24 protein-coding genes are annotated in these 23,049 nt (G+C 57.9%); 11 read left to right on the top strand and 13 right to left on the bottom strand.

The features are described 5' to 3' along the window. The first annotated feature begins 42 nt into the window (after positions 1–42). The 10 genes from GOV91_RS00690 to GOV91_RS00650 all read left to right on the top strand — a co-directional run bounded on the left by GOV91_RS00690 (position 43) and on the right by GOV91_RS00650 (position 9,239). Complete coding sequence (locus tag GOV91_RS00690; protein WP_171234092.1) at positions 43–597, top strand: DUF3305 domain-containing protein; 555 nt, start codon at positions 43–45, stop codon at positions 595–597. Further along, positions 594–1,178 (top strand): DUF3306 domain-containing protein, encoded by a 585-nt coding sequence (locus tag GOV91_RS00685; protein WP_171234091.1) that lies wholly within the window; start codon positions 594–596, stop codon positions 1,176–1,178. Before GOV91_RS00690 ends, GOV91_RS00685 begins: the two co-directional genes overlap by 4 nt. Before the next feature lie 3 nt (positions 1,179–1,181). Further along, a complete protein-coding gene (locus GOV91_RS00680) occupies positions 1,182–1,793 on the top strand; it encodes a molecular chaperone (RefSeq protein WP_171234090.1) in 612 nt (203 codons plus the stop codon). Positions 1,794–1,851: 58 nt separating this feature from the next. After that, positions 1,852–2,040, top strand: coding sequence for a ubiquinol-cytochrome c reductase iron-sulfur subunit N-terminal domain-containing protein (locus GOV91_RS00675; RefSeq protein WP_170376587.1), 189 nt, complete (start codon positions 1,852–1,854; stop codon positions 2,038–2,040). Between the two features lie 133 nt (positions 2,041–2,173). Then, positions 2,174–5,068 carry a formate dehydrogenase subunit alpha gene (locus tag GOV91_RS00670; RefSeq protein ID WP_171174563.1) on the top strand — a complete coding sequence of 965 codons (2,895 nt, stop codon included), beginning with the start codon at positions 2,174–2,176 and terminating at the stop codon, positions 5,066–5,068. A 16-nt stretch (positions 5,069–5,084) separates the two neighbouring features. Then, the gene (gene fdh3B / locus GOV91_RS00665; RefSeq protein WP_039530246.1) at positions 5,085–5,681 is read left to right on the top strand and encodes a formate dehydrogenase FDH3 subunit beta; all 597 of its coding nucleotides are present in this window, start codon (positions 5,085–5,087) and stop codon (positions 5,679–5,681) included. Between the two features lie 74 nt (positions 5,682–5,755). Beyond that, entirely contained in the window at positions 5,756–6,964 is a 1,209-nt protein-coding gene (locus GOV91_RS00660) for a formate dehydrogenase subunit gamma (RefSeq protein WP_171234089.1), read from the top strand. After that, complete coding sequence (locus GOV91_RS00655; RefSeq protein WP_171234088.1) at positions 6,965–8,227, top strand: c-type cytochrome; 1,263 nt, start codon at positions 6,965–6,967, stop codon at positions 8,225–8,227. Positions 8,228–8,240: 13 nt separating this feature from the next. Beyond that, positions 8,241–8,366, top strand: a complete 126-nt coding sequence (locus GOV91_RS22800; protein WP_256368496.1) for a hypothetical protein — start codon at positions 8,241–8,243, stop codon at positions 8,364–8,366. Further along, a complete protein-coding gene (locus GOV91_RS00650) occupies positions 8,367–9,239 on the top strand; it encodes a helix-turn-helix transcriptional regulator (RefSeq protein ID WP_171234087.1) in 873 nt (290 codons plus the stop codon). Between the two features lie 64 nt (positions 9,240–9,303). On the opposite strand, the gene GOV91_RS00645 is transcribed toward GOV91_RS00650, so the two are convergent. The 10 genes from GOV91_RS00645 to GOV91_RS00600 form a co-directional block, all read right to left on the bottom strand. Beyond that, the gene (locus GOV91_RS00645; RefSeq protein WP_171234086.1) at positions 9,304–10,122 is read right to left on the bottom strand and encodes a substrate-binding domain-containing protein; all 819 of its coding nucleotides are present in this window, start codon (positions 10,120–10,122) and stop codon (positions 9,304–9,306) included. 18 nt (positions 10,123–10,140) lie between these two features. Continuing rightward, positions 10,141–10,875, bottom strand: coding sequence for an ATP-binding cassette domain-containing protein (locus GOV91_RS00640; protein WP_171234085.1), 735 nt, complete (start codon positions 10,873–10,875; stop codon positions 10,141–10,143). Then, entirely contained in the window at positions 10,868–11,581 is a 714-nt protein-coding gene (locus tag GOV91_RS00635) for an ABC transporter permease (protein ID WP_171234084.1), read from the bottom strand. The genes GOV91_RS00640 and GOV91_RS00635 overlap by 8 nt, the downstream gene beginning before the upstream one ends. A 158-nt stretch (positions 11,582–11,739) precedes the next feature. Continuing rightward, on the bottom strand, positions 11,740–12,735 hold the full coding sequence (locus GOV91_RS00630; protein ID WP_171174578.1) for an ABC transporter substrate-binding protein: 996 nt from the start codon (positions 12,733–12,735) through the stop codon (positions 11,740–11,742). A gap of 63 nt (positions 12,736–12,798) precedes the next feature. Next, positions 12,799–13,644: an ABC transporter permease gene (locus GOV91_RS00625; RefSeq protein WP_171174581.1), complete on the bottom strand. Its 846-nt coding sequence runs from the start codon at positions 13,642–13,644 to the stop codon at positions 12,799–12,801. Continuing rightward, the gene (locus GOV91_RS00620; RefSeq protein WP_171234083.1) at positions 13,641–14,558 is read right to left on the bottom strand and encodes an ABC transporter permease; all 918 of its coding nucleotides are present in this window, start codon (positions 14,556–14,558) and stop codon (positions 13,641–13,643) included. The genes GOV91_RS00625 and GOV91_RS00620 overlap by 4 nt, the downstream gene beginning before the upstream one ends. Then, the gene (locus GOV91_RS00615; protein ID WP_171234082.1) at positions 14,555–14,998 is read right to left on the bottom strand and encodes a GNAT family N-acetyltransferase; all 444 of its coding nucleotides are present in this window, start codon (positions 14,996–14,998) and stop codon (positions 14,555–14,557) included. The genes GOV91_RS00620 and GOV91_RS00615 overlap by 4 nt, the downstream gene beginning before the upstream one ends. Next, complete coding sequence (locus GOV91_RS00610; RefSeq protein ID WP_171234081.1) at positions 14,988–15,785, bottom strand: ABC transporter ATP-binding protein; 798 nt, start codon at positions 15,783–15,785, stop codon at positions 14,988–14,990. The genes GOV91_RS00615 and GOV91_RS00610 overlap by 11 nt, the downstream gene beginning before the upstream one ends. A gap of 55 nt (positions 15,786–15,840) precedes the next feature. Beyond that, on the bottom strand, positions 15,841–17,295 hold the full coding sequence (gene hydA / locus GOV91_RS00605; RefSeq protein WP_171234080.1) for a dihydropyrimidinase: 1,455 nt from the start codon (positions 17,293–17,295) through the stop codon (positions 15,841–15,843). Between the two features lie 92 nt (positions 17,296–17,387). Beyond that, the gene (locus GOV91_RS00600; RefSeq protein ID WP_171234079.1) at positions 17,388–18,638 is read right to left on the bottom strand and encodes a Zn-dependent hydrolase; all 1,251 of its coding nucleotides are present in this window, start codon (positions 18,636–18,638) and stop codon (positions 17,388–17,390) included. 171 nt (positions 18,639–18,809) lie between these two features. Here GOV91_RS00600 and GOV91_RS00595 point away from each other — a divergent pair, with 171 nt between their 5' ends. After that, positions 18,810–19,418, top strand: a complete 609-nt coding sequence (locus tag GOV91_RS00595; protein ID WP_171234078.1) for a TetR family transcriptional regulator C-terminal domain-containing protein — start codon at positions 18,810–18,812, stop codon at positions 19,416–19,418. 47 nt (positions 19,419–19,465) lie between these two features. On the opposite strand, the gene preA is transcribed toward GOV91_RS00595, so the two are convergent. Genes preA through GOV91_RS00580 form a run of 3 tightly spaced genes read right to left on the bottom strand, consistent with a single transcriptional unit; the run spans position 19,466 to position 23,006 of the window. Next, entirely contained in the window at positions 19,466–20,770 is a 1,305-nt protein-coding gene (gene preA, locus GOV91_RS00590; RefSeq protein WP_171234077.1) for an NAD-dependent dihydropyrimidine dehydrogenase subunit PreA, read from the bottom strand. A gap of 18 nt (positions 20,771–20,788) precedes the next feature. Then, positions 20,789–21,625, bottom strand: coding sequence for a methyltransferase domain-containing protein (locus GOV91_RS00585; RefSeq protein ID WP_171234076.1), 837 nt, complete (start codon positions 21,623–21,625; stop codon positions 20,789–20,791). Between the two features lie 46 nt (positions 21,626–21,671). After that, positions 21,672–23,006: an NAD(P)-dependent oxidoreductase gene (locus GOV91_RS00580; RefSeq protein WP_171234075.1), complete on the bottom strand. Its 1,335-nt coding sequence runs from the start codon at positions 23,004–23,006 to the stop codon at positions 21,672–21,674. Positions 23,007–23,049 lie beyond the last annotated feature (43 nt).

Below are 23,049 nucleotides of genomic sequence, written 5' to 3'. Positions count from 1 at the left end.
TGTTCATGCAAAGGCAGGGGAGAGCCTTTCGGGGAGGAGCCAGTGGCCAAGGCCGCAAGCCAGATCGAAATGCCAGTTGGCGTCATCGTGCGCAAGACACCCGGGATCACACGTTGGGCCCGATGGAGTTGGCGTGCCATAGCCGTTTTGCCGGGTGCTGGTCCTGCCGATTGGCAGGAATTGCGTCGCGAAGGCGACGCTATTGAATACCATGCAGCCACCCTGCCCCTGACCCTTTGGGCGGATGAGACCGAAGCCTACATGGTCAACCTGTCAGACGGACAACCCTCGCTTTATCTGGTGTTGCGGGATGAATTGAAGGGGGACGTCCCTTTGAACGCGGTGCTTATCACGGCCTCGCCTTTTGAGGGGCAGGACTATGCCGACACAGGTGAAGAGATCGTCGAGAAGATCCCCATGACCGAAGGGCTGATTGCCTGGGTGCGGGATTTCGCGCTCAAACACCATAAAGACGAAGTTTTCATCAAGCGCCGCCGCGACAAGAAACGCATGGATTTGGTCGAGGACGGCAAGGGCGACCCACGGATCAGACAGGCCTCGGATGTCTACCGCGCACCTCGGAGGCTTGTGCAATGACCCAGGCGCGCGATTTCTGGTCGCGTCGCAAGGCCGCCGTACAGGCAGAAGCCGAGGCTGAGGTCATAGCGGCAGAAGAACAGGTCATAGCCGCACAACACGCCGAACTGGAAGAAAAGACTGACGCCGACATACTGGCCGAGTTAAACCTGCCTGACCCGGATCAATTACAGGCGGGCGACGATGTCACGGGGTTCATGGCCAAGGCGGTACCTGATCGGTTGCGACGCCGGGCCTTGCGCCGGTTGTGGCGACTGAATCCGGTTCTGGCCAACGTGGACGGTCTGGTTGATTACGGCGAAGACTATACCGACGCAGCTTGTGTGATCGAAAACCTTCAGACCGCCTACCAGGTGGGCAAAGGGATGCTGGCCCATGTCGAGGCCTTGGCCGCAAGTGAAGACGACACCGAAGAGGAAACCCCCTCGGAGGATGAACCAATGTCCGAACCTGCGGTCGCCATGGAAGAACCAGAAGCCGCCGCACCAACACCTGAAGTGGATCTGGCCGAAGCTTACACGCAGGAAGAGGCCGAACTGCCCCCGTCCCCGCGCCGCATGAGATTTGAATTCGAAGGATAACCCATGACCGCAAATAACGCGCAGACTTTAGACATTTCAGCCGAAGACCGGCTGCGCGCGGATTTTTACAATTTTCTGGGTTTGCTTTTGGCCGGCCCGCCTGATCAGTTGCTTCTGGACCAGATGTCGGGGCTGAGCGGAGACGACACTGATCTGGGCCAAGCCATTCAGGCTATGGCGCGTGTTGCCAAGGTCACCAAGCCCGCCGCTGCCGAGCGTGAGTTCAACGCGCTATTCATTGGTTTGGGACGTGGCGAATTGCTGCCTTACGCCAGTTTTTATCTGACCGGGTTCCTGAACGAAAAACCTCTGGCGCAATTGCGCAATGACATGGCTGTACGCGGGATCACCCGTGCGCAAAACGTGTTTGAACCCGAAGACAATATCGCCTCGCTTATGGAAATGATGGCCGGGATGATCGTGGGTCGTTTCGGATCACCGGCCACACTGGAAGATCAAAAAGCGTTCTGGAACAAACATATCGGCCCCTGGGCCGCGCATTTCTATTCGGATTTGGAAGCCGCCGAAGCGTCGGTTCTCTATGCCTCGGTCGGCACCGCCGGTCGAGTGTTCATGGAAATCGAACGCGAGGCCTTCCGAATGACGGCGACATAACCCGCCACTCGCCAGCGTCTGAATTGGCGCTAAATCGCAAATGGGAGAGGAGAAGCCCATGAGCAAGACCAAGGAAGAAGGCGCAACGCGCCGCGACTTCCTCAAACTGGCCGGAACCGCAGCGCCTGCTGCCGTTGCCGCCGCCAGCCTGAGCGGTCAAGCCGAAGCAGCCGAGCTGCCGACGGATGAAACCCGCATGCAAGATACAGCGCATACCCGCGCCTATCTGGAAAGCGCGCGCTTCTAAGCCGCCCCGACTGCGCCCGGCGTACCAGCCGGACGATGTCACTTACCCGACTGACGGTTGCGATTGGCCCTGACGTTGGTTTCGTAGTTACCAAGCCAGCCATGATCCTCATGGCCAGCAAGGGAGGAAAGAAATGCTTAGGAAAAAGACCAACGGGGTTGCGAGACGCCCCCAGCGGACAAGTATCCTGTCCCAGATCGGCGAGAAAACCGTCGATCGCCGCGCATTCCTGCGTGGCTCGGGCCTGACGATCGGCGGCCTTGCCGCGATCAGCGCCACGGGTGGAACCGTGACGCCTGCCAGCGCCCAAACAGCGGCCAACACCGCCGTTGAGAATATTAAATCCGTATGCACCCACTGTTCGGTCGGCTGTACCGTTGTTGCCGAAGTGCAGAACGGTGTCTGGGTCGGGCAAGAACCCGGCTGGGACAGCCCGTTCAACCTGGGTGCGCATTGCGCCAAAGGGGCCTCGGTCCGCGAGCACGCCCATGGCGAACGCCGCCTCAAGTATCCGATGAAAAAGGAAGGCGGCGAGTGGAAGCGCATCAGCTGGGAAGAGGCGATCAACGAGATCGGCGACGGCATGATGAACATCCGCCAGGAATCCGGGCCGGACAGCGTGTACTGGTTGGGCTCGGCCAAGCACAATAACGAACAGGCCTATCTGTTCCGCAAGTTCGCCGCCTACTGGGGCACGAACAACGTGGACCATCAGGCCCGTATCTGCCACTCGACCACTGTTGCGGGTGTTGCGAATACATGGGGCTACGGCGCCATGACCAATTCGTACAATGACATCCACAACTCACGGGCCATCTTCATCATCGGCGGCAACCCGGCCGAGGCGCATCCCGTCTCGCTGCTTCATGTTCTGCGCGCGAAAGAGCAGAATAACGCACCGCTGATCGTCTGCGACCCGCGCTTTACGCGCACCGCGGCGCATGCGGATGAATATGTGCGGTTCCGTCCCGGCACAGACGTTGCTCTGATCTGGGGCATTCTGTGGCACATCTTCGACAACGGCTGGGAGGACAAAGAGTTCATCCGCACCCGTGTCTGGGGAATGGACCAGATCCGCACCGAGGTCGCCAACTGGAACCCGGAAGAGACCGAGCGTGTAACCGGCGTGCCCGGCTCGCAGCTCAAGCGCGTTGCCCGGACCATGGTCAACAACCGCCCCGGCACAGTCATCTGGTGTATGGGTGGTACGCAGCACACCAACGGCAACAACAACACCCGCGCTTACTGCGTGCTCCAGCTTGCTTTGGGCAACATGGGCACTTCGGGGGGTGGCACCAACATCTTCCGTGGTCATGACAACGTGCAGGGCGCAACGGACCTTGGTGTTCTGTCCCACACCCTGCCTGGCTATTACGGCCTGTCCAAGGGTGCATGGGGTCATTGGGCTCGTGTCTGGGGTGAAGATCCCGAATGGCTGGCGGGCCAGTTCGCCACGATCAAGGACAAGGAAGGCAAGGATAAACCGCTTCAGAACGAGCGCGGCATCCCGGTCTCCCGCTGGATCGACGGTGTTCTGGAAGACCCGGCCAACATGGATCAGGACAACAATGTCCGCGCCATGGTTCTGTGGGGCCACGCGCCCAACTCGCAGACCCGGATGACGGAAATGAAGACGGCGATGGAGAAGCTGGACATGCTGGTCGTGATCGACCCGTATCCCACCGTCTCGGCCGTGCTGCATGACCGCACCGATGGCGTCTACCTGTTGCCCGCCTGTACGCAGTTCGAAACCCGTGGCTCGGTCACGGCATCGAACCGGTCGCTACAATGGCGCGACAAGGTGGTTGAACCGCTGTTCGAAAGCCTGCCGGACGAGGTCATTATGGCCAAGTTCGCCAACAAGTTTGGCTGGGCGGATCGGTTGTTCCGCAATATCGAGATGGACGATCCGGAAACCCCCAATGTTGAAAGCATCACGCGTGAGTTCAACGCGGGTCTCTGGACCATCGGATATACCGGTCAATCGCCAGAACGTTTGAAAAGCCATATGGCCAACCAGCACACGTTCGACAGAACCACGCTGCAAGCCATTGGTGGGCCCAACGACGGCGAATATTACGGTCTGCCCTGGCCCTGCTGGGGAACACCGGAGATGGGTCATACGGGGACACCAAACCTCTATGACATGTCCAAACCGGTGGCCGAAGGTGGCCTGACCTTCCGTGCGCGCTTTGGCGTGGAGCGGGATGGCGACAACCTGTTGGCCGAAGGGGTCTATAGCGTTGGATCGGAAATTCAGGATGGATATCCCGAGTTCACGATGCAGATGCTGATGGACCTTGGTTGGGATGGCGATCTGACGGCCGAGGAACGCGCAGCCATCGACGCCGTTGCGGGACCAGAGACCAACTGGAAAACCGACCTGTCCGGCGGTATCCAGAGGGTCGCGATCGAGCATGGCTGTGCGCCCTTCGGGAACGCCAAAGCCCGCGCGGTTGTCTGGACCTTCCCGGATCCGATCCCACTGCATCGCGAGCCGCTTTATACGAACCGGCGCGACCTGGTGGAGGACTATCCGACCTACGAGGACCGGCACGCATATCGCCTGCCCACCCTTTATGCTTCGATTCAGAAGAACGACTTTTCAAAGGATTACCCGATAATCCTAACGTCAGGTCGTCTGGTCGAATATGAAGGCGGCGGGGATGAAACACGGTCGAACCCGTGGCTGGCCGAGCTTCAGCAGGACATGTTCGTCGAGATCAATCCACGCGATGCCAACAACCTTGGTATTCGCGACGGATCACAGGTCTGGGTCGAAGGTCCTGAAGGCGGCAAGGTCAAGGTGATGGCGATGCTGACCAACAGGGTCGGTGCCGGCGTGGCCTTCATGCCGTTCCACTTTGGCGGCCATTTCCAGGGCGAGGACCTGAGGGAGAAATACCCGAAAGGTGCCGATCCCTATGTGCTGGGTGAAAGTACCAACACCGCCCAGACCTATGGCTATGATTCCGTGACCCAGATGCAAGAGACCAAAGCGACTCTTTGCAAAATCTGGTCAGCGTAAGGGAGGAGAAGAGAACATGGCAGCAAGAGCAAAGTTTCTCTGCGACGCCGAACGCTGCATCGAGTGCAATGCCTGCGTCACCGCGTGTAAGAACGAACACGAGGTGCCGTGGGGCGTGAACCGCCGCAGGGTGGTGACGATCAATGACGGTGACCCGGGCGAACGCTCGATTTCGGTGGCCTGTATGCATTGCTCGGATGCGCCCTGCATGGCGGTGTGCCCGGTCGACTGCTTCTATCAGAATGAAGAAGGGGTCGTCCTGCACTCCAAGGACCTGTGCATTGGTTGTGGTTATTGCTTCTACGCGTGCCCGTTCGGCGCGCCGCAATACCCGCAGGCGGGCAACTTCGGATCGCGTGGAAAGATGGACAAATGTACCTTCTGCGCTGGCGGTCCCGAGGAAACGCACTCGACCGCAGAGTTCGCCAAATATGGTCGCAACCGGATCGCCGAGGGCAAACTGCCCATCTGCGCCGAAATGTGTTCTACCAAGGCCCTGCTCGCTGGTGACGGCGACGTTGTGTCGGCCATCTACCGCGAGCGTGTCGTCGCCCGTGGCTTCGGGTCCGGCGCATGGGGTTGGGGCACCGCCTACGACCAGAAAGACGGCTAAGACCGTCTGTGATGAACTAAACAGGCGACCCGCATCCGTGGGTCGCCTGATCAGGGATTTTGACCGAGGTTCAGATGTTCCGCTTACTCATCGCATTGCTGTTCACCATTGGGCTGGCACAGGCCACCGTTGCGCAAACAAACGAAGCTGGGGAACCAGCCACCACGAATGAGCGCGCCTCGACCGGTGGTGCGACCACGCTTGAGGATATTCTCGCGCGTCAACGCGGCGAAAAAGTAGATAACACCTATCGCTCGGAAAACACTGGCCAAGGCAATGTCGAAGGCCTTCTGGGCCAGTTTGGACCCAGCGGCGTATCGTCCGACAGTGATGTATACCGCGCGCTGCGCTTTGGCTCGGCGGACGTCACCGTGTCCTCGCGCGGACCTGCCGACAGTGTGCTGATCCAAGACGGCGGCATGTGGTGGTGGGAATTCCGCACAGGGCCGTTACGCGAATATGGCGGTTACATCATCGCAGGAATGCTGGCCATCATCGTTCTGTTTTTCCTGATCCGAGGCAAGATTCGCATCGACGGAGAAAAGACCGGCCGTACCGTTCTGCGCTTCACCAGTTTTGAACGTTTCGGGCATTGGCTGTTTGCAGGATCATTCATCGTGCTTGCGATCACCGGCCTGCTGACACTCTATGGCCGCGACTTCCTGATTCCGATCTTCGGCAAGGAAGGTTTCGCAACCATCGCGCAAGGCTGCAAATGGCTTCACAACAATCTGGCATGGGCCTTCATGCTGGGGCTGATCATCATCACGGTGAATTGGATTGCCCATAACATCCCCAACCGCACAGACCTGAAATGGCTGGCTGCCGGTGGGGGTTTATTCAGCAAAAACAGCCACCCACCCGCCAAGAAATTCAACGCAGGTCAAAAGATCATCTTCTGGGCCTGCATACTGCTGGGAGTCTCGATCAGCCTGTCCGGCCTGTCGCTGCTGTTTCCGTTTGAATTGCCGATGTTCGCCAAGACCTTCTCGGTTGCCAATGCCACCGGCATTCCACAGGCGCTTGGTCTGAACCTGCCCGTGCAAATGTCACCTCAGGAAGAGATGCAATACGCCCAAGTCTGGCACGTGATGGTCGCTTATGTCTTCATCGCCATCATCATCGCGCATATCTACCTCGGCTCGGTCGGGATGGAGGGCGCGTTTGATGCAATGGGTACTGGTGAAGTCGAAGAGCAATGGGCGCGCGAACACCACTCGTTGTGGCTGGAAGAGGTGCAGGAAAAAGAGGCTGGCAAGGCAGCGGCCTCACCCGCCGAATAGATGCGCTGGCTGATCCTTGCCTGTGCGTTGATCCCCCTGCCCGCATGGGCGGAGTTCTTCACGCTCAAAGGTCATGGCGGGCCGATCATGGGTATCGCAACGGCCCCTGATGGACGGATCGCAACAGCCAGTTTCGACAATTCTGTCGGGCTATGGTCGGACCAGACACCCGAATGGCTGGAAGGTCACGAAGCAGCCGTCAACGCGGTCGTCTTCAACGGTACAGCAATTTATTCCGCCGGAGACGATTTTACCCTCCGCCGCTGGCCGGGCGGAGAGATCGTCGGCCAACACAAAGGCAAGATCGTTTCTGTGGCTGCCTCAAAAACGCATGTCGCAACGGCCAGTTGGGACGGAACAATCGGATTATGGCCCGTCGATGGCACTGCCCCCGCCCTGTTCGGCCCCACGGGCAGTGGCGTGAATGCGGTCACTTTTTCACCGGATGGATCAAAGCTTTTTTCCGCTGGCGTCGATGGGTCCTTACGCGTGTGGGATGTCGCAACCGGCGAAGAAACGGACCGGCTGGTTGAGCACGGATTTGGCATCAACGAATTGATTTTCAACGCGCAGGAAAACTGGATCGCCTATGGCGCGGTGGACGGGGTGACGCGCATCCTCGATCTGACAACCGGTGAAGAACGCGACTTCACTCTGGACCGCCGCCCGATCCTGGCCCTTGCACTCAGCCCGGACCGAAGCCTTTTGGCGGTCGGTGACGGCGAAGGCTATATCATGATGATCGACACGACCGAATGGCGCATCACGCAGGATTTTCGCGCAACGCTGCGCGGACCGGTCTGGGCGCTGTCATTCTCTGATGATGGCCAGAACATTCATGCAGGGGGCATAGACGCGGCGATGTACAGCTGGCCCGTGGGTGCGCTGTCGGATCAACAGCAAATGGCTTCGACCGAGCCCAGTTTTCTGAAAGATCCCGACGAAATGGAGAATGGCGAACGTCAATTCGCCCGCAAATGCTCGATCTGCCACAGCCTGACACCCGACAGCGAACGTCGGGCGGGTCCAACACTGCACGGTATCTTTGGGCGACCCGCCGGATCGCTGCCGGGATATTTGTACTCGGATACGCTGCAAGACTCTGATATTGTTTGGAATGAACAAACAATAAATGCCCTTTTCGATGAGGGGCCGGATCATTACATTCCGGGGTCGAAGATGCCGATGCAACGGATTACAGAACAGCAGGACCGGGACGACCTGATCGCTTTTCTGCGCCGTGCGACGGACGACCAGAACTGAACCGGAGGAGACTATGAAAGCCTTTTTAGCCGCGGTTGTCGCGATGGTCGTGATTACAGTTGCAGCCCCGACGACGTTGGACCAGATCGGGTTCAGCGCCGCGGACAGCACATCTGGTTCTGCGGTGCGCCTGGACTGAATGTCTCAATACCTGACCACCCGCGAACTGGCCGATCTTTTGCGCATTGGCGAGCGTAAAGCCTATGACCTTGCCTCATCCGGCGAGGTGCCTTGTGTGCGCGCCATGGGCAAGCTTTTGTTCCCACGGGCCGAGATCATCGCCTGGCTCAACGCGTCACGGTCTGGGCCTCAAGTGGCGGAACCGCCCCTGCCCCCGATCGTTGCTGGCAGCCATGATCCCCTTCTGGACTGGGCATTGCGCGAAAGCGGATCGGGGCTGGCAACGTATTATGATGGCTCTTTCGACGGATTGACACGATTGAGCGAGCGCAGCGCGCAGGCCGCTGTGCTGCACATCCACGAGGACGGAGGGTTCAATACCAAATCCCTGCGCGACTCATTGGGCGAAGCCCCGGTGATCCTCTATGAAGTCGCCCGTCGAGAACGCGGTTTGTTACTGGCGCCGGGCGCATTGGACATCAGATCGTTCCAAGACCTCAAATCGCGACGCATCATCCTGCGGCAAGACAGTGCAGCCAGCCAGCACTTGTTCAATGCGCAACTTGAAGCACATGACCTAACTTACGACGATTTTGACATTTTTCCCAGCCGCGCACGCACCGAGGAAGAGCTGGCCATTGCCCTGCACGATCAAAAGGCCGAAGCAGGCTTTGGACTGGGTGCCTTGGCCGGGCTTTACAACCTCGGCTTTGTCCCCACCCATTCCGAAAGGCTGGACCTGGCGATCTGGCGCAGATCGTTTTTCGATCCACCGATGCAAAAACTGATGTCGCTGCTACGCTCGGATCATTTCACTCAACGGGCCCGCGAATTCGGCGGTTATGACCTGTCGGGCCTCGGTACGATCCATCACAATGGTGCCAGCGGCTGATCCTCCGCCAACCGCTTCATCTTTTCAGAAATACTCGCCCCGCAGGTGTTGGCTGCAGGCCAACTTATTGGGCATTGGGGAAAAACACCTGCTGTCCCTCCAGCCTGAAGGACGCGATCGCCTCCTGCCCGTCCGGCCCCGTCAACCAGTCGATAAAGCGTTGACCGGATGCCGCCCGCACATGTTGGTGCTTTTCCGGGTTCACAAGGATCACACCGTATTGATTAAACAAACGCGGATCGCCCTCGACCAACACCTCTAGATTGCCTCTGTTGCCAAAAGACAGCCACGTGGCCCGGTCTGTAAGTGTATAGGCGTCCATGCCCCCGGCCACGTTCAGGGTCGCGCCCATACCCGATCCGGTTTCACGATACCACGTGCCGGAAGCACCCTTTGGATCAAGCCCGGCAGACGACCAATGGCCCAGCTCGGCCTTATGCGTCCCACTGTCATCGCCACGCGATGCAAAAGGGGCTTCGGCCTCTGCAATGGCCGTCAGAGCAACCAGTATATCGGTGCCTCCACGAATACCGGCCGGGTCAGATTTTGGGCCGACCAGAACAAAATCGTTATACATCAGGTCTTTGCGCTCGACGCCCCAGCCGTCCGCGACAAATTTCTCTTCGGCTGGTTTGGCGTGGACCAGCAGAACATCCCCGTCCCCGTTGACTGCATTGCGAATGGCCTGACCTGTTCCAACCGCGACAACGCGCACATCTATGCCAGACTCAGCCTCGAACCACGGCAATATGTGTTCCAACAGTCCAGAATTCTGCGTCGATGTCGTGGATTGAACAACAATGAACGGCGTTTCTGCTGAAACCGCCCCTGCCGACAGGCCAAGTGTAACTGCTGCTGCCCGAATAAATGCCCGAAATATCATGTTCTCCGTCTTTTCTTATTATGTAACCAACCCACCCGCCAGATAGCGACGCGATGCTTCGCTTTCGGGGGCATCCAATACTTGTTTCGCGGGCCCATGTTCGACCACTTGACCGCCCTGCATCATGACAATATCCGCAGCTAAACGTCGCGCCTGTCCGATGTCATGTGTCACCATAACGATCCGCACCCCACGTGCCGAGGCGCGCTGGATCATCCGCTCGATCATTTGTGTGGCGCTCGGGTCCAGGGCACTGGTCGGTTCATCCAGAAACAGAGTTTCGGGCTCAGTCGCCAGGGCGCGCAGGATTGCCAGCCGCTGCGCCTCACCCCCGGAAAGTGAGCGAGCCGGCTGTCGCGCCTTGCCGTCCAGCCCCCCTTCGACCAGCAATTCGGCGATGCGTTTTTTTCTGTCTGTGCGCCCCATACTCTGACGCTTTAGAACAAAGTCCAGATTTGCAGCAACCGAACGACGCAACAAAAACGGTTGCTGGAACACCATAGCCTGACGCGCCTTTTGTGTCGTGCTCAGCGGAAGTCCGTCCTGGACGACGCGCCCGCGATCCGGTGCGATCAGACCATGCAAACAACGCAACAGCAGGCTTTTGCCCGCGCCGTTCGGACCAAGGATGAGGGTTGGTCCGGGACCATCCAGAACCAGCGACGGCACATCCAGCAACGAACGGCCTTTGCTGCGAATCCGAAGATCTTTGACCTCAAGGCGGCTCACCAAGTTGCAGATGCCATCACGCATGGCGCAACCCCTCTTGCTCGGCCTTCAAGCTTACGGCGCTGACCATTGCGTTCACCGCCACAGCAATCCCGATCAGGATCGCCCCCAATGCCAACGCCAATGCGAGGTTTCCCTTTGAAGTTTCCAACGCGATGGTTGTGGTCATCACGCGCGTCACGTGGTTGATGTTGCCCCCGACAATGATCACCGCGCCAACCTCGGCGATGGCGCGTCCGAAGCCTGCCAGCAAGGCCGTAACTAAGGCCAGCCTTGCGTCCCACAACAAAACCGGAACCGAAGCCAGCCTGGACACGCCGAGGGATCGCAACTGTTCCGAATACTCCTCGGCCAGCATCTCGATCACCTGCCGCGTCAATGCCGCGACGATTGGCGTGACCAGCACCACTTGCGCGATAATCATCGCAGTTGGCGTGTACAAAAGTTGCAGTACACCCAAAGGGCCTGAACGGGACAGCATCAGATAGACCAGCAGGCCCACGACCACGGGCGGGAACCCCATCAGTGCATTCATCAGCACGATCAAAATGCGTCTTCCAGGAAACCGGGCAACGGCCAAAGCAGCCCCCACAGGCATCCCAATCAGCGCGGAAATCAGCACGGCAAACAGTGAAACCTTCAGAGACAACAGCACAATCGCCCAAAGCTCTGAGTCCCCATGCAGGATCAGAGAAATTGCAGAGTTGAATTCTGATGCAAATCCTTGCATTTTCTACCATGATGCCTGCATTTCGTACGAAATGCGTTTATTTACAGGTAAATACTACTCTGTTTTTCGAATGAGTACAGACACAAATCCGGCATAGGAAATATGAAACGCGGCCCCAATCGGGACCGCGTTGAAATTGTTCGGATTGACAACTTGGATCAGTTCAAGGCTGCATCCGTGATCTGGTGCGTCCAGGCACCTTCGGGCTGCTTGGTAATTGCCGGGTTCTCTGCAGAAACGGCCGAGAGCAGTGTTTTCACTGTCTGCTCGTAGTCAGCCGGATCCAGCGCACCGTCTGATCCTTCAATCAGTTTTGCGACCTCACCCATCATGTAAACCTGATGGTCCAGCTCCTGCGCGCCGGTCTCATCGAATTCCAGCACGATTTCAGCGGCCTCTTCCTGATTTTCAGCTGCATATTTCCAGCCCTTCATCGAGGCACGAACGAACCGTTCCATCTTGTCGACAAATTCAGGATCACTCAGATTCTCTTCCATGACATACAGGCCGTCCTCGAGCATCCCAAAACCCATCTGAAGATAGTTGAAAGTCACCAGCTCTTCGGGCGTGATACCGGCCTGAAGGATCTGGCGGTACTCGTTGTACGTCATGGTGGAGATGCAATCCGCCTGCCCCTGAATCAGGGGATCTGCGGAAAACGCCTGTTTTAGAACAGTGACCCCGTTCTCGTCCGCGCCATCCGTTTCGATGCCCAAGGACGCCATCCAGGCATAGAAGGGATACTCATTGCCAAAGAACCAAACACCCATGGTACGGCCGGGGAAATCCTCGGGCGTTTCAACGCCGGTGGACTTCAGGCAGTTGACCTGAAGCCCTCCGGTTTTGAACGGCTGTGCAATGTTTACCAGCGGAACACCGCGTTCACGCGCAGCCAAACCAGCGGCCATCCAAGTGGTGATGACGTCGGCACCACCTCCAGCAATAACCTGTTCCGGTGCGATGTCCGGACCGCCCGGTTTGATTGTGACATCAAGCCCTTCTTCGTCGTAGAAACCTTTCGCTTCTGCTACAAAGTAGCCAGCAAATTGCGCCTGCCCGACCCATTTCAACTGCAACGTCACTTCGTCCGCCGCAAGCGCCGTAGTGGCTGCCAAACTGAAGGCGGCAACCGCCCCGCTAAGTAGCTTGTTCATCTTCATATCTCCTAGTTGCTTTTGGTTGCCCCGTTTTCGAGGTCTGTTGAATTATTCCTTTTCTTATCCACGTTGTGACGGATGCCAAAACGTCACGACCTTCTCGATGCCTGCGACGAGGCCATAAAAGGCGGTGCCGGCAAGCGCTGCCACCACGATCTCGGCCCAGACCATATCAAGCGACAGCTGGCCTACGCTGGTAGAAATCCGAAAGCCCATCCCCACGATTGGCGAGCCAAAGAACTCTGCCACAATGGCTCCGATCAAAGCCAAAGTTGTTGAAATCTTCAACCCATTGAAAATGAAAGGCATCGCCGCAGGCAAACGCAGTTTCACAAAACTCTGCCAATAGGTTGCGGCATAAGTCTCCATCAGATCGCGCTGCATCGCCGTGGCTTCACGCAACCCGGCCACGGTGTTGACCAGCATCGGAAAGAACACCATCACAACGACCACCGCCGCTTTGGAATGCCAATCAAACCCGAACCACATGACCAGGATCGGCGCCGTTCCAACGATGGGTAGAGCTGCTACGAAATTCCCCACAGGCAAAAGACCGAGGCGCAGGAAGTCCCACCGATCCACAGCAATGGCCATAAGAAATGCCGATCCACAGCCGATGACATATCCGCTGAGCGCACCTTTCAGAATTGTCTGAACAAAATCCGCCCACAGAATGTCAAGGCTACCGGCAAAGCGCAGCGCGATGGCGGAAGGTGCTGGCAGGATGACCAACGGAACCTCTAGTCCGCGCACCAACAGCTCCCACGCACCTACGACGGTCAGCCCGAAAATCACCGGCGCCAGAAAGCGTACGATCCGACTGTCCGCCTGCGGTCCACTGGCCAGGCGGCTGTTCAACCACCAGCCAAAAGCCCACAGCAGCAGAGCAAAGATAACCAACATCATTGCGCCATCCCCATCCGCTTCAGGACCATCCGCTCAACCAATCCGAGCAATCCAACCAGACAGGCAGCCAGAATGGCGGCCGCGAACAAGGCCGACCAAATCTGCACCGTCTGGCCATAGTAACTGCCAGCCAGCAAACGAGCACCCAGCCCGGCGACGGCCCCTGTCGGCAGTTCCCCCACGATTGCGCCGACCAAAGACGCCGCGATACCGATTTTCAACGACGTGAAAAGGTAAGGCATCGACGCAGGCAAGCGCAGTTTCCAAAAGCCTTGCGACCGGCTGGCATTATAGGTTTGCAACAGGTCCAGTTGCATCGCATCGGGGCTGCGCAGCCCTTTGACCATACCAACGACAACCGGGAAAAAGCTAAGGTAAGCCGATATGATGGCCTTGGGGATTATCCCCTGAACGCCAACCGAATACAGGACAACAATGATCATTGGTGCCAGTGCAATAATGGGGATCGTCTGGCTCACAATGGCCCATGGCATGACAGACAAATCCATCACGCGGCTATGAACGATCCCCACAGCCAGCAAGATGCCCAACCCCGTGCCGATCACAAAGCCAAGCATCGTCGCGCTGAGCGTCACCCACCCATGATAGATCAACGATCGTTTCGAGGTGATTTTCTTCTCGACAGTCGTTTCCCACAATTCAATCACGACCTGATGGGGCGAAGGCAAACGGGGTTTTTTCTGTTCCCACGCGGCGGGGATCGTAAACGTGTTGTTTACCACCAGCCCAAACTCGCCCAAGTCGCGGCGCGCGCTTGCAGTGGGCGGCTGAACCTCGGCCCCGCCACGCTCAAGCTCACTCAGAACACCTTTGATATTCATCGGAACACAAGCCGCGTACCAAATCAGGGCGATTGCAGCGACAACTGTGAGTATGGCAACGACCTGCTTCATGCGTGCCACTCCATGCGATAGACGGGCACAGTGTCTGGCGGTACCGGAGGCTCCTCTGCGGTCACTTCAAACCCTTCGCGGCGATAAAAGCGCTGCGCCGCGGTGTTGGGCCTGTGGGTCGTCAGCCAAAGAAACCCTCTTCCCTCTTTGGCGATATCGATGAACCGCTTGCCGATGCCTTGCCCCGTTCGGCTGCAATACAGCGCGCCAATCTTCTGCTGCTCGGGATCAACCGACATGTAGCAATCGACCGGATCACCGGCGACCCAGATCTCACGACTTTCGAATGCATCCCGGATCAGGTTCGCCAGTTCTTCCACCGGCAATTCCTCGGGCATCCAATCTGTTTGCGTCGCCCAGTCGTGAACGACCTTGGCGCAGGACTTGACGTCACTTGGCACGGCGCGTCTGATCTTATCTGCGTTCAGTTCAGTCGTCATAGGAATGCCCCGCCCGCAGCCCATCCCTCACGCGATGCGCGACCTCGATGAATTCCGGCGTGTCACGAATGTCCAATGGCCGTTCTCTGGGCAGAGGGCTATCAATTACATCCGTGATCCGCCCCGGTCTTGGGCTCATGACCACAATCTTGGTACTGAGATACACCGCCTCGGGGATCGAGTGTGTCACGAAGCCAATTGTCTTCTCGGTCCGCGCCCACAGCGCCAAAAGCTGTTCATTCAGGTGATCGCGCACAATCTCATCCAACGCGCCGAACGGCTCGTCCATCAGCAGGATGTCGGCATCGAATGCCAAGGCCCGCGCGATGCTTGCGCGTTGCTGCATCCCACCGGATAGTTGCCAGGGAAACTTCCCCCCAAAGCCAGAAAGATCAACGAGTTCCAGGACTTTATTCACCCTCTCATCCTGTTCGGCGGCGGAATATCCCATGATCTCAAGCGGCAACTTGATGTTCTTGGCAATGGTGCGCCACGGATACAAACCCGCCGCCTGAAACACATACCCATAAGCCCGTTTCCGACGCGCCTCATCGGGGGTCATGTCATTTACAGTCAGCGTGCCACCCGTAGGTGTTTCCAACGCCGCGATACAGCGTAGAAACGTGGTTTTGCCGCATCCGGACGGCCCGATAAAACTGACAAAGTCACCCTTGTCGATTGTCAGGTTCACGTCCTTGAGCGCGTGAACTGGCCCATCGTTGGTCTGGAACGTCAGGTCCAGCTGCCTTGCCTGGATGACGGGCTGGGTCGTGCTTTCAGTGTTCATTACTTTGCCTTGAAAAGAGTGGTGTCAGGGCCGCCTGCAAAGCGGCCCAAACAGATCAAACACCGGTGGCCGGTATACCCGTCCGCTCAACGGGCCGTGGTGCCGTCAGCTCTTTCCAGGTGCTCAGAGCCTTATGGACATGGGTGTTGGCCTCACGCGCCACAAACTTCCCGTGACCCTCCTGAGCCCTGATCTCTCCATCATGCACCGCCACCGCACCACGGGTCAGCGTGAACCGCGGCAACCCGCGCACTTCCTTACCCTCAAAGACGTTGTAGTCGATCGATGATTGCTGCGTCTCAGCCGAAATCACCTTGGCCTTGTTTGGATCCCAAACCACCAGATCAGCATCAGCGCCGACCAGAACCGCACCCTTTTTAGGGTAGCAATTCAATATCTTGGCGATGTTTGTTGATGTAACAGCGACAAATTCGTTCGGCGTCAGTCGTCCCGTATTCACACCATAGGTCCACAGCATGGGCATTCGGTCTTCCAACCCTCCGGTCCCGTTCGGAATCTTGGTGAAATCCCCTACGCCATAACGTTTTTGCTCAGTCGTAAACGCACAATGGTCCGTCGCAACAACGCTCAGCGTTCCAGATTGCAAACCGTTCCACAGGCTGTCCTGATGCTGCTTGTTGCGGAACGGAGGGCTCATGACCCGCCGCGCAGCGTGTTCCCAGTCGTGATGGAAATACTCGCTCTCATCCAGGGTCAGATGCTGGATCAGGGGCTCGCCCCATACCCGCTTGCCCTGCATCTTGGCGCGACGAATGGCCTCATGTGCCTCTTCGCAAGAAGTATGCACTACATAAAGCGGAACCCCGGCCATATCGGCAATCATGATGGCCCGATTGGTGGCCTCACCCTCAACCTGCGGCGGACGGGAATAGGCGTGCGCTTCGGGTCCTGTATTGCCCTCAGCCAACAGCTTGGCGCTCAACTCGGCCACAACGTCGCCGTTTTCGGCATGAACCATTGCGGTTCCACCCAATTCGGCCAGACGCTTGAACGACGCAAACAGCTCATCATCATTCACCATCAGCGCGCCCTTATAGGCCATGAAGTGCTTGAACGTATTGATGCCCCGCGTCTCAATCACGGTCTTGATGTCGTTGAACACCTGCTCGCCCCACCAGGTGACCGCCATGTGGAACGAATAATCACAATTCGCCCGCGTCGATTTGTTGTCCCAGCGTTTCAACGCATCCAGCAGACTTTCACCGGGGTTGGGCAGAGCAAAATCCACCACCATTGTCGTGCCACCAGCCAAAGCCGCACGCGTTCCGCTTTCGAAATCGTCGCTGGAGTACGTACCCATAAAGGGCATCTCCAAGTGAGTATGAGGATCGATCCCACCCGGCATCACATAACAGCCGGTGGCGTCCAACTCCTTGTCGCCCTTCAGATCCATTCCGATTTCAGTGATCACACCACCTTCGACCAGCACGTCTGCTTTGTACGACAAATCCGCAGTGACGACGGTTCCGTTCTTGATAACTGTGCTCATTTCAAACTCCCTGATGCGGTCTGCACCGCTTGCTTCATCTGGCTATAAATACCTCGGGGGATTCGCCCATCGGGCGACGGGGGCAGAGCCCCCTATTCCACGATTTCAGCCGTCTCGACGACGGCGTGCAACAGAACATCCGCCCCAGCCGAAGCCCATTCCTTGCTGATCTCTTCAGCCTCGTTATGGCTTAACCCGTCCACGCATGGGCACATGATCATCGCGGTCGGGGCCACACGGTTGATCCAACAGGCGTCATGCCCCGCACCCGAAATTATGTCCGTATGCGAATACCCCAACCGCTCGGCCGCGTCGCGCACGGCGGATACACAACCATCATCGAATTTCACTGGATCGAACCCACCGACTTTTTCGAATTCGATCTGCAAGCCCATGTCTTCCACGATGTCTTCGGCCGCCACCCGCAGACGGTTCTCCATGTCCGTGATCACATCCAATTCGGGCGAGCGGAAATCGACCGTGAACACTGCCTTTCCCGGGATCACGTTACGTGAGTTCGGATAGACATCGATATGACCAGCCGCTCCCACTGCGTGCGGCGCATGAGACCACGCGATCTCGTCCACTTTCTCGAGAATACGCGCCATCGCAAGGCCCGCGTTCTTACGCATCGGCATCGGGGTTGACCCGGTATGGGCATCCTTGCCGGTCACGGTGATCTGGGTCCAGCTCAGCCCTTGCCCGTGTGTGACAACGCCAATATCCTTGCCCTCGGCCTCCAATATCGGGCCCTGTTCGATATGCAGCTCAAAAAACGCATGCATTTTCCGCGCGCCGACTTCCTCATCGCCGCGCCAGCCAATGCGGTTCAGTTCATCCCCAAACTTTTTGCCCTCGGCATCCTCGCGATCGTACGCCCAATCCTGCGTGTGCATTCCTGCAAACACGCCCGAAGACAGCATGGCGGGCGCATATCGCGTGCCTTCTTCATTGGTCCAGTTGGTCGCCACGATTGGATGCTTTGTTTTGATCCCAAGATCGTTTAGGGTCCGGATGATCTCGAGCCCCCCCAGAACACCCAAGACACCGTCATACTTCCCGCCGGTCGGCTGCGTATCCAGATGCGAACCGACATAGACCGGCAACGCGTCAGGGTCCGCCCCTTCGCGGTGGGCGAACATATTGCCCATCTGGTCCAAACCCATGGAGCAACCAGCTTCCTCGCACCATTTCTGGAACAGGGCGCGGCCTTCGGCGTCCTCGTCCGTCAGGGTTTGGCGGTTATTACCTCCGGCCACACCGGGGCCAATCTTGGCCATCTCCATCAGGCTGTCCCACAACCTGTCGCCATTGATCCTGAGATTCTGCGCCGGAGCTGCCATGTTCATCTTCCCTGTTTGCTTGCGATTTGGCTCGCTTTTGGTGTCTTGATTTGACCATCTGGTCAAACTCACGCTATCACGGGTTCGAGATCAGTCAAGAAATTGCGCGGCACAGCTTGAATTTTCACTGAATTCCGCGCCTATAGTCGAAAAAAGAGACACGCTGAAAACATGCCGAAAGACCGCGCACCGACTCGCATTCAGAAAAAGAACCGTGCTGCGATCCTCGAGGCCGCCCTGAACGTGTTTTCAGCCCACGGGTTTCGCGGATCGACCGTGGATCAGATTGCCGCCGAAGCCGGACTGAGCAAACCAAACCTGCTGTACTATTTCCCTTCGAAAGAGGCGATCCATACTGAACTGCTATCAGGCCTTCTGGAAACCTGGCTGGCCCCTTTGCACGATCTGGACGAGGATGGCGATCCGATGGAAGAAATCCTGGCCTATATTCGGCGCAAGTTGCAAATGAGTCAGGAGTTACCACGCGAAAGCCGCCTTTTTGCCAATGAACTGGTTCAGGGCGCGCCACGTATCCACGAGGCTTTGTCCAAGGATCTCAAGGAACTGGTCGACAAAAAAACCGTGATTCTTACGCGCTGGATGGATCAGGGTAAAATCGCGCGGGTGCACCCCTATCATCTGGTGTTTTCGATCTGGGCGCTGACGCAGCACTACGCAGATTTCGAAGTTCAGGTGCGTGCCATTTTGGGGGAAGAGGATCCGTTTGAAGGGGCGGACCCTTTTGTGGACACGCTGTATCGAAAGCTTTTGACCCCTTGAAAAAAAGGGCCGCAAGAGCGGCCCCGTAATGATCTTACCAAATCGGTTCATTCGGCCGCCTTGGCCATCGGGTTGTTCGGATGCGTGGTCCAGTTTGCGTAGGTCGGCTGAACCTCTTTGCCTGTACGCGGATCAACCTCGCCTGCTGCCATCGGCACCATCGAGATACAGTCTTCAACCGGGCAGACATCAACGCACAGGTTGCACGCCACGCATTCTTCGTCGATCACTTCGAACACGCGGTCCTCCGACATCGAAATCGCCTGGTGGCTGGTATCTTCACAAGCCGCATAGCAACGACCACATTTGATGCACTGGTCCTGGTCGATCTTCGCCTTGGCGATGTAATTCAGGTTCAGATACTGCCAGTCGGTGACATTGGGCACGGCTCGACCGATCACCTCGTCAATGCTGCTGTACCCTTTTTCATCCATCCATTCGGACAGACCGGCGGTCAGTTCGTCGATGATCTTGAAACCATAGGTCATCGCAGCGGTGCAAACCTGCACTGTGCCACAACCCAATGAGATGAACTCGGCCGCGTCGCGCCATGTGGTGACGCCGCCAATACCGGAAATCGGCAGGCCATGCGTGGCCTCGGCCCGCGCGATCTCGGACACCATCGACAGTGCAATCGGCTTCACCGCAGGGCCACAATAGCCACCATGGCTGCCCTTGCCGTCGATTGAGGGTTCGGGGCTGAACGTATCCAGGTTGACGCTTGTGATCGAGTTGATCGTGTTGATCAGCGACACCGCATCGGCGCCACCGTTCTTTGCCGCAGCTGCCGGTTTACGGATATCGGTGATGTTCGGCGTCAGCTTCACGATGACCGGGCGGTCGTAGTACTGCTTACACCAGCGTGTGACCATTTCGATGTATTCCGGCACTTGTCCCACAGCCGAGCCCATTCCGCGCTCGCTCATACCGTGCGGGCAGCCAAAGTTCAGTTCGATCCCATCCGCGCCGGTTTCGGCAACGCGCGGCAGGATGGCCTTCCATGCCTCCTCCTCGCAGGGCACCATGATCGAAGCGATCAGTGCGCGATCCGGGTAATCCGCTTTGACCCGCGCCATTTCTTCAAGGTTCACTTCCAATGGCCGGTCCGTGATCAATTCTATGTTGTTAAGACCAAGCAACCGCCGATCCGCGCCGTATATCGCGCCATAGCGTGGGCCGTTCACGTTCACGACCGGAGGTCCCTCGGACCCCAAAGTTTTCCAGACAACGCCACCCCACCCGGCCTCGAAGGCACGGCGGACGTTGTATTCCTTGTCGGTCGGCGGCGCAGAGGCCAGCCAATACGGGTTGGGGCTGGAAATGCCCAGAAAGTTTGTCGTCAGATCGGCCATGGCTTCTCCCTTCCCGGCTCAGCCGGATTTCTTGAAAATCATTTCGGTCGGGCGAATGCGCCCGGCTTTGAGGTTTGTGACGTAGTTTTGGAATTTCTCGGGCGCCGTCTCGCCCATCATTAGGTGGATCCCCAGCGGCGCGGGGCCGCTTTCAGCGATCTTGGCAAAGACATCTTCGAAGAACTGAAGCGCGAAATCGGTGCGGTCGGTTTCGGTCTCAAGTTCCAGCCCCGCCGCCACTGCTGCGTCTTTGTACACATCCGGCGCGTGCACGAACGAAGTCTCCGGCAAAGTGGACCAAGGGAGTGGGAAAGCCAGCGGCTCGTCCACGTCTCCGCCCATGACATCGAACAAGGCAAAAGTTCCGCCCGTGGCCAGCACCCGCGACACTTCCGCAAACAGTCCGGCCTTGTCTTCGATGTTCATGCCCACATGCATCATGACTGCAAGGTCAAAACCCGCATCCGGCACAGGCATGTCCAAGGCACTGCCCACATGAAAAGTGGCCTTTTCCGAATGCCCGACCAGATCGCTCAACACGGTGGCCGTTTCCACAAATTCAGGCGTCAGATCGACCCCGGTTACCGACGAGTCAAAACGATCCACGATATAACGCGAGGTGCCACCTATACCGCACCCCACATCCAGAACGCGGGTTGCATGGGTCGGCGACAATTGAGCAAACAGGTTATCGGTCGCCAGAACACCACCCGTGTGGAACTCATCCCCTGCCTTCAGATCAGCAACGGTGGCCGCGTCCGGGTCAATACCGCTGGCCTCAAGCGCCGCGCGGACGCGTTCGGTCAGGGCACCGGTGGTATAGTGTTGAGCAACAGCTTGTTCGATCTGGGACATGAGAATACCTCAGCAGCGAAAGGAATGGGGTGAATACCCCACTCTATCACGAAACGAGTGTCGCGTGGATGTCCATCGCTGCATCCCGGCCTTCAGCAACCGCTGTCACGGTCAGGTCTTCACCCCCCGCCGCACAGTCCCCACCAGCCCAGACACCCGACATTGAGGTGCGTCCAGCCCCGCTGACAGCAATCTTATTGCCGTCCAGCGTCAACCCTTCAGGCGCGCCATCCAGCGTCTGACCGATGGCTTTGAGCACCTGATCTGCAGGCAGGCGGATTGTCTCGCCGGTTCCAGTGAGCTGACCGTTCTGGCTGGAGGTATATTCCAGTTCGATCTCAGCAGCAGTTCCGTTTCCATGCACGGCAACCGGCTGCACATTGGTCAGGATTCGAACGCCGTGCGAGGCGGCAAGGTCCTGTTCATACCGGCTGGCGCCCATGGCGTCGCGATCGCGACGGTAGGCAATGGTGACATGTTCCGCGCCCAGCAACTTGGACTTCACAGCAGCATCTACCGCTGTCATGCCGCCGCCAATGACGACAACGTTGCGACCAACGGGCAGGTTTACCAGTTCATCTGCCTGCCGCACATCCGAGATGAAATCAACGGCAGCACGAACGCCATCCTTTTCAACACCGCCTGCGCGCAGGGCGTTCACCCCAGCCAGGCCGATGGATAGGAAAACCGCGTTGTAATTCTCAAGCAGGCCATCCAGCGAGATACTGTCGCCCAGCACCGATCCGGTCTCGATCGCAATCCCGCCGATTTTCAGCAGCCAATCCACCTCGGCCTGCGCAAAATCATTGGTCGATTTATAAGCGGCAATCCCATATTCGTTCAGCCCGCCCGGCTTGGGCTTGCTTTCATGGATTACGACGTCATGGCCCAACATGGCCAGACGGTGGGCGCAAGCCAGCCCTGCAGGCCCTGCCCCAACAACAGCAACAGTCTTGCCCGTAGGTGCCGCCCTTTCGAATGGGTGCGCGCCAGAGGCCATGATGTCATCGGTCGCAAAACGTTGCAGTCTACCGATCTCAACCGGCTTGCCTTCTGCAGCCTCGCGCACACAGGCTTCTTCACAGAGCGTTTCGGTTGGACAGACCCGAGCGCACATGCCGCCCAGAATGTTCTGTTCCAGAATGGTCCGCCCTGCCGACTGTGGCTGCCCCGCCTGAATTTGGCGAATGAACAACGGAATATCGATATCCGTCGGACAGGCTGTCACGCATGGTGCGTCATAGCAGAAATAGCATCGATCAGCGGCAACGGCGGCCTCATGCGGGGCCAGTGGCGGATGCAGATCGGTGAAATTCGAGGTCAGCTCATCGCTGGAAAGCCGCCCAGCGACGATGCCGGGTGCCATCTGGCCCTGTGCCATCACTCTACTCCCTGTAGATATGTTTGTTATGACCTCAGCTTGC

This window comes from Ruegeria sp. HKCCA6837, assembly GCF_013034475.1.
Taxonomy (GTDB): Bacteria; Pseudomonadota; Alphaproteobacteria; order Rhodobacterales; family Rhodobacteraceae; genus Ruegeria.
Note: the sequence above shows the minus strand (reverse complement) of the source record. Positions and strands in the feature narration are given on the sequence as shown.

Excerpts from the sequence above, each read along its gene's own strand:
- GOV91_RS00685 (WP_171234091.1), top strand. The coding sequence starts at position 594 with ATGACCCAGGCGCGCGATTTCTGGTCGCGTCGCAAGGCCGCCGTACAG.
- GOV91_RS00680 (WP_171234090.1), top strand. The coding sequence starts at position 1,182 with ATGACCGCAAATAACGCGCAGACTTTAGACATTTCAGCCGAAGACCGG.
- GOV91_RS00675 (WP_170376587.1), top strand. The coding sequence starts at position 1,852 with ATGAGCAAGACCAAGGAAGAAGGCGCAACGCGCCGCGACTTCCTCAAA.
- GOV91_RS00670 (WP_171174563.1), top strand. The coding sequence starts at position 2,174 with ATGCTTAGGAAAAAGACCAACGGGGTTGCGAGACGCCCCCAGCGGACA.
- fdh3B (WP_039530246.1), top strand. The coding sequence starts at position 5,085 with ATGGCAGCAAGAGCAAAGTTTCTCTGCGACGCCGAACGCTGCATCGAG.
- GOV91_RS00660 (WP_171234089.1), top strand. The coding sequence starts at position 5,756 with ATGTTCCGCTTACTCATCGCATTGCTGTTCACCATTGGGCTGGCACAG.
- GOV91_RS00655 (WP_171234088.1), top strand. The coding sequence starts at position 6,965 with ATGCGCTGGCTGATCCTTGCCTGTGCGTTGATCCCCCTGCCCGCATGG.
- GOV91_RS22800 (WP_256368496.1), top strand. The coding sequence starts at position 8,241 with ATGAAAGCCTTTTTAGCCGCGGTTGTCGCGATGGTCGTGATTACAGTT.
- GOV91_RS00650 (WP_171234087.1), top strand. The coding sequence starts at position 8,367 with ATGTCTCAATACCTGACCACCCGCGAACTGGCCGATCTTTTGCGCATT.
- GOV91_RS00645 (WP_171234086.1), bottom strand. The coding sequence starts at position 10,122 with ATGATATTTCGGGCATTTATTCGGGCAGCAGCAGTTACACTTGGCCTG.
- GOV91_RS00640 (WP_171234085.1), bottom strand. The coding sequence starts at position 10,875 with ATGCGTGATGGCATCTGCAACTTGGTGAGCCGCCTTGAGGTCAAAGAT.
- GOV91_RS00635 (WP_171234084.1), bottom strand. The coding sequence starts at position 11,581 with ATGCAAGGATTTGCATCAGAATTCAACTCTGCAATTTCTCTGATCCTG.
- GOV91_RS00630 (WP_171174578.1), bottom strand. The coding sequence starts at position 12,735 with ATGAACAAGCTACTTAGCGGGGCGGTTGCCGCCTTCAGTTTGGCAGCC.
- GOV91_RS00625 (WP_171174581.1), bottom strand. The coding sequence starts at position 13,644 with ATGATGTTGGTTATCTTTGCTCTGCTGCTGTGGGCTTTTGGCTGGTGG.
- GOV91_RS00620 (WP_171234083.1), bottom strand. The coding sequence starts at position 14,558 with ATGAAGCAGGTCGTTGCCATACTCACAGTTGTCGCTGCAATCGCCCTG.
- GOV91_RS00615 (WP_171234082.1), bottom strand. The coding sequence starts at position 14,998 with ATGACGACTGAACTGAACGCAGATAAGATCAGACGCGCCGTGCCAAGT.
- GOV91_RS00610 (WP_171234081.1), bottom strand. The coding sequence starts at position 15,785 with ATGAACACTGAAAGCACGACCCAGCCCGTCATCCAGGCAAGGCAGCTG.
- hydA (WP_171234080.1), bottom strand. The coding sequence starts at position 17,295 with ATGAGCACAGTTATCAAGAACGGAACCGTCGTCACTGCGGATTTGTCG.
- GOV91_RS00600 (WP_171234079.1), bottom strand. The coding sequence starts at position 18,638 with ATGGCAGCTCCGGCGCAGAATCTCAGGATCAATGGCGACAGGTTGTGG.
- GOV91_RS00595 (WP_171234078.1), top strand. The coding sequence starts at position 18,810 with ATGCCGAAAGACCGCGCACCGACTCGCATTCAGAAAAAGAACCGTGCT.
- preA (WP_171234077.1), bottom strand. The coding sequence starts at position 20,770 with ATGGCCGATCTGACGACAAACTTTCTGGGCATTTCCAGCCCCAACCCG.
- GOV91_RS00585 (WP_171234076.1), bottom strand. The coding sequence starts at position 21,625 with ATGTCCCAGATCGAACAAGCTGTTGCTCAACACTATACCACCGGTGCC.
- GOV91_RS00580 (WP_171234075.1), bottom strand. The coding sequence starts at position 23,006 with ATGGCACAGGGCCAGATGGCACCCGGCATCGTCGCTGGGCGGCTTTCC.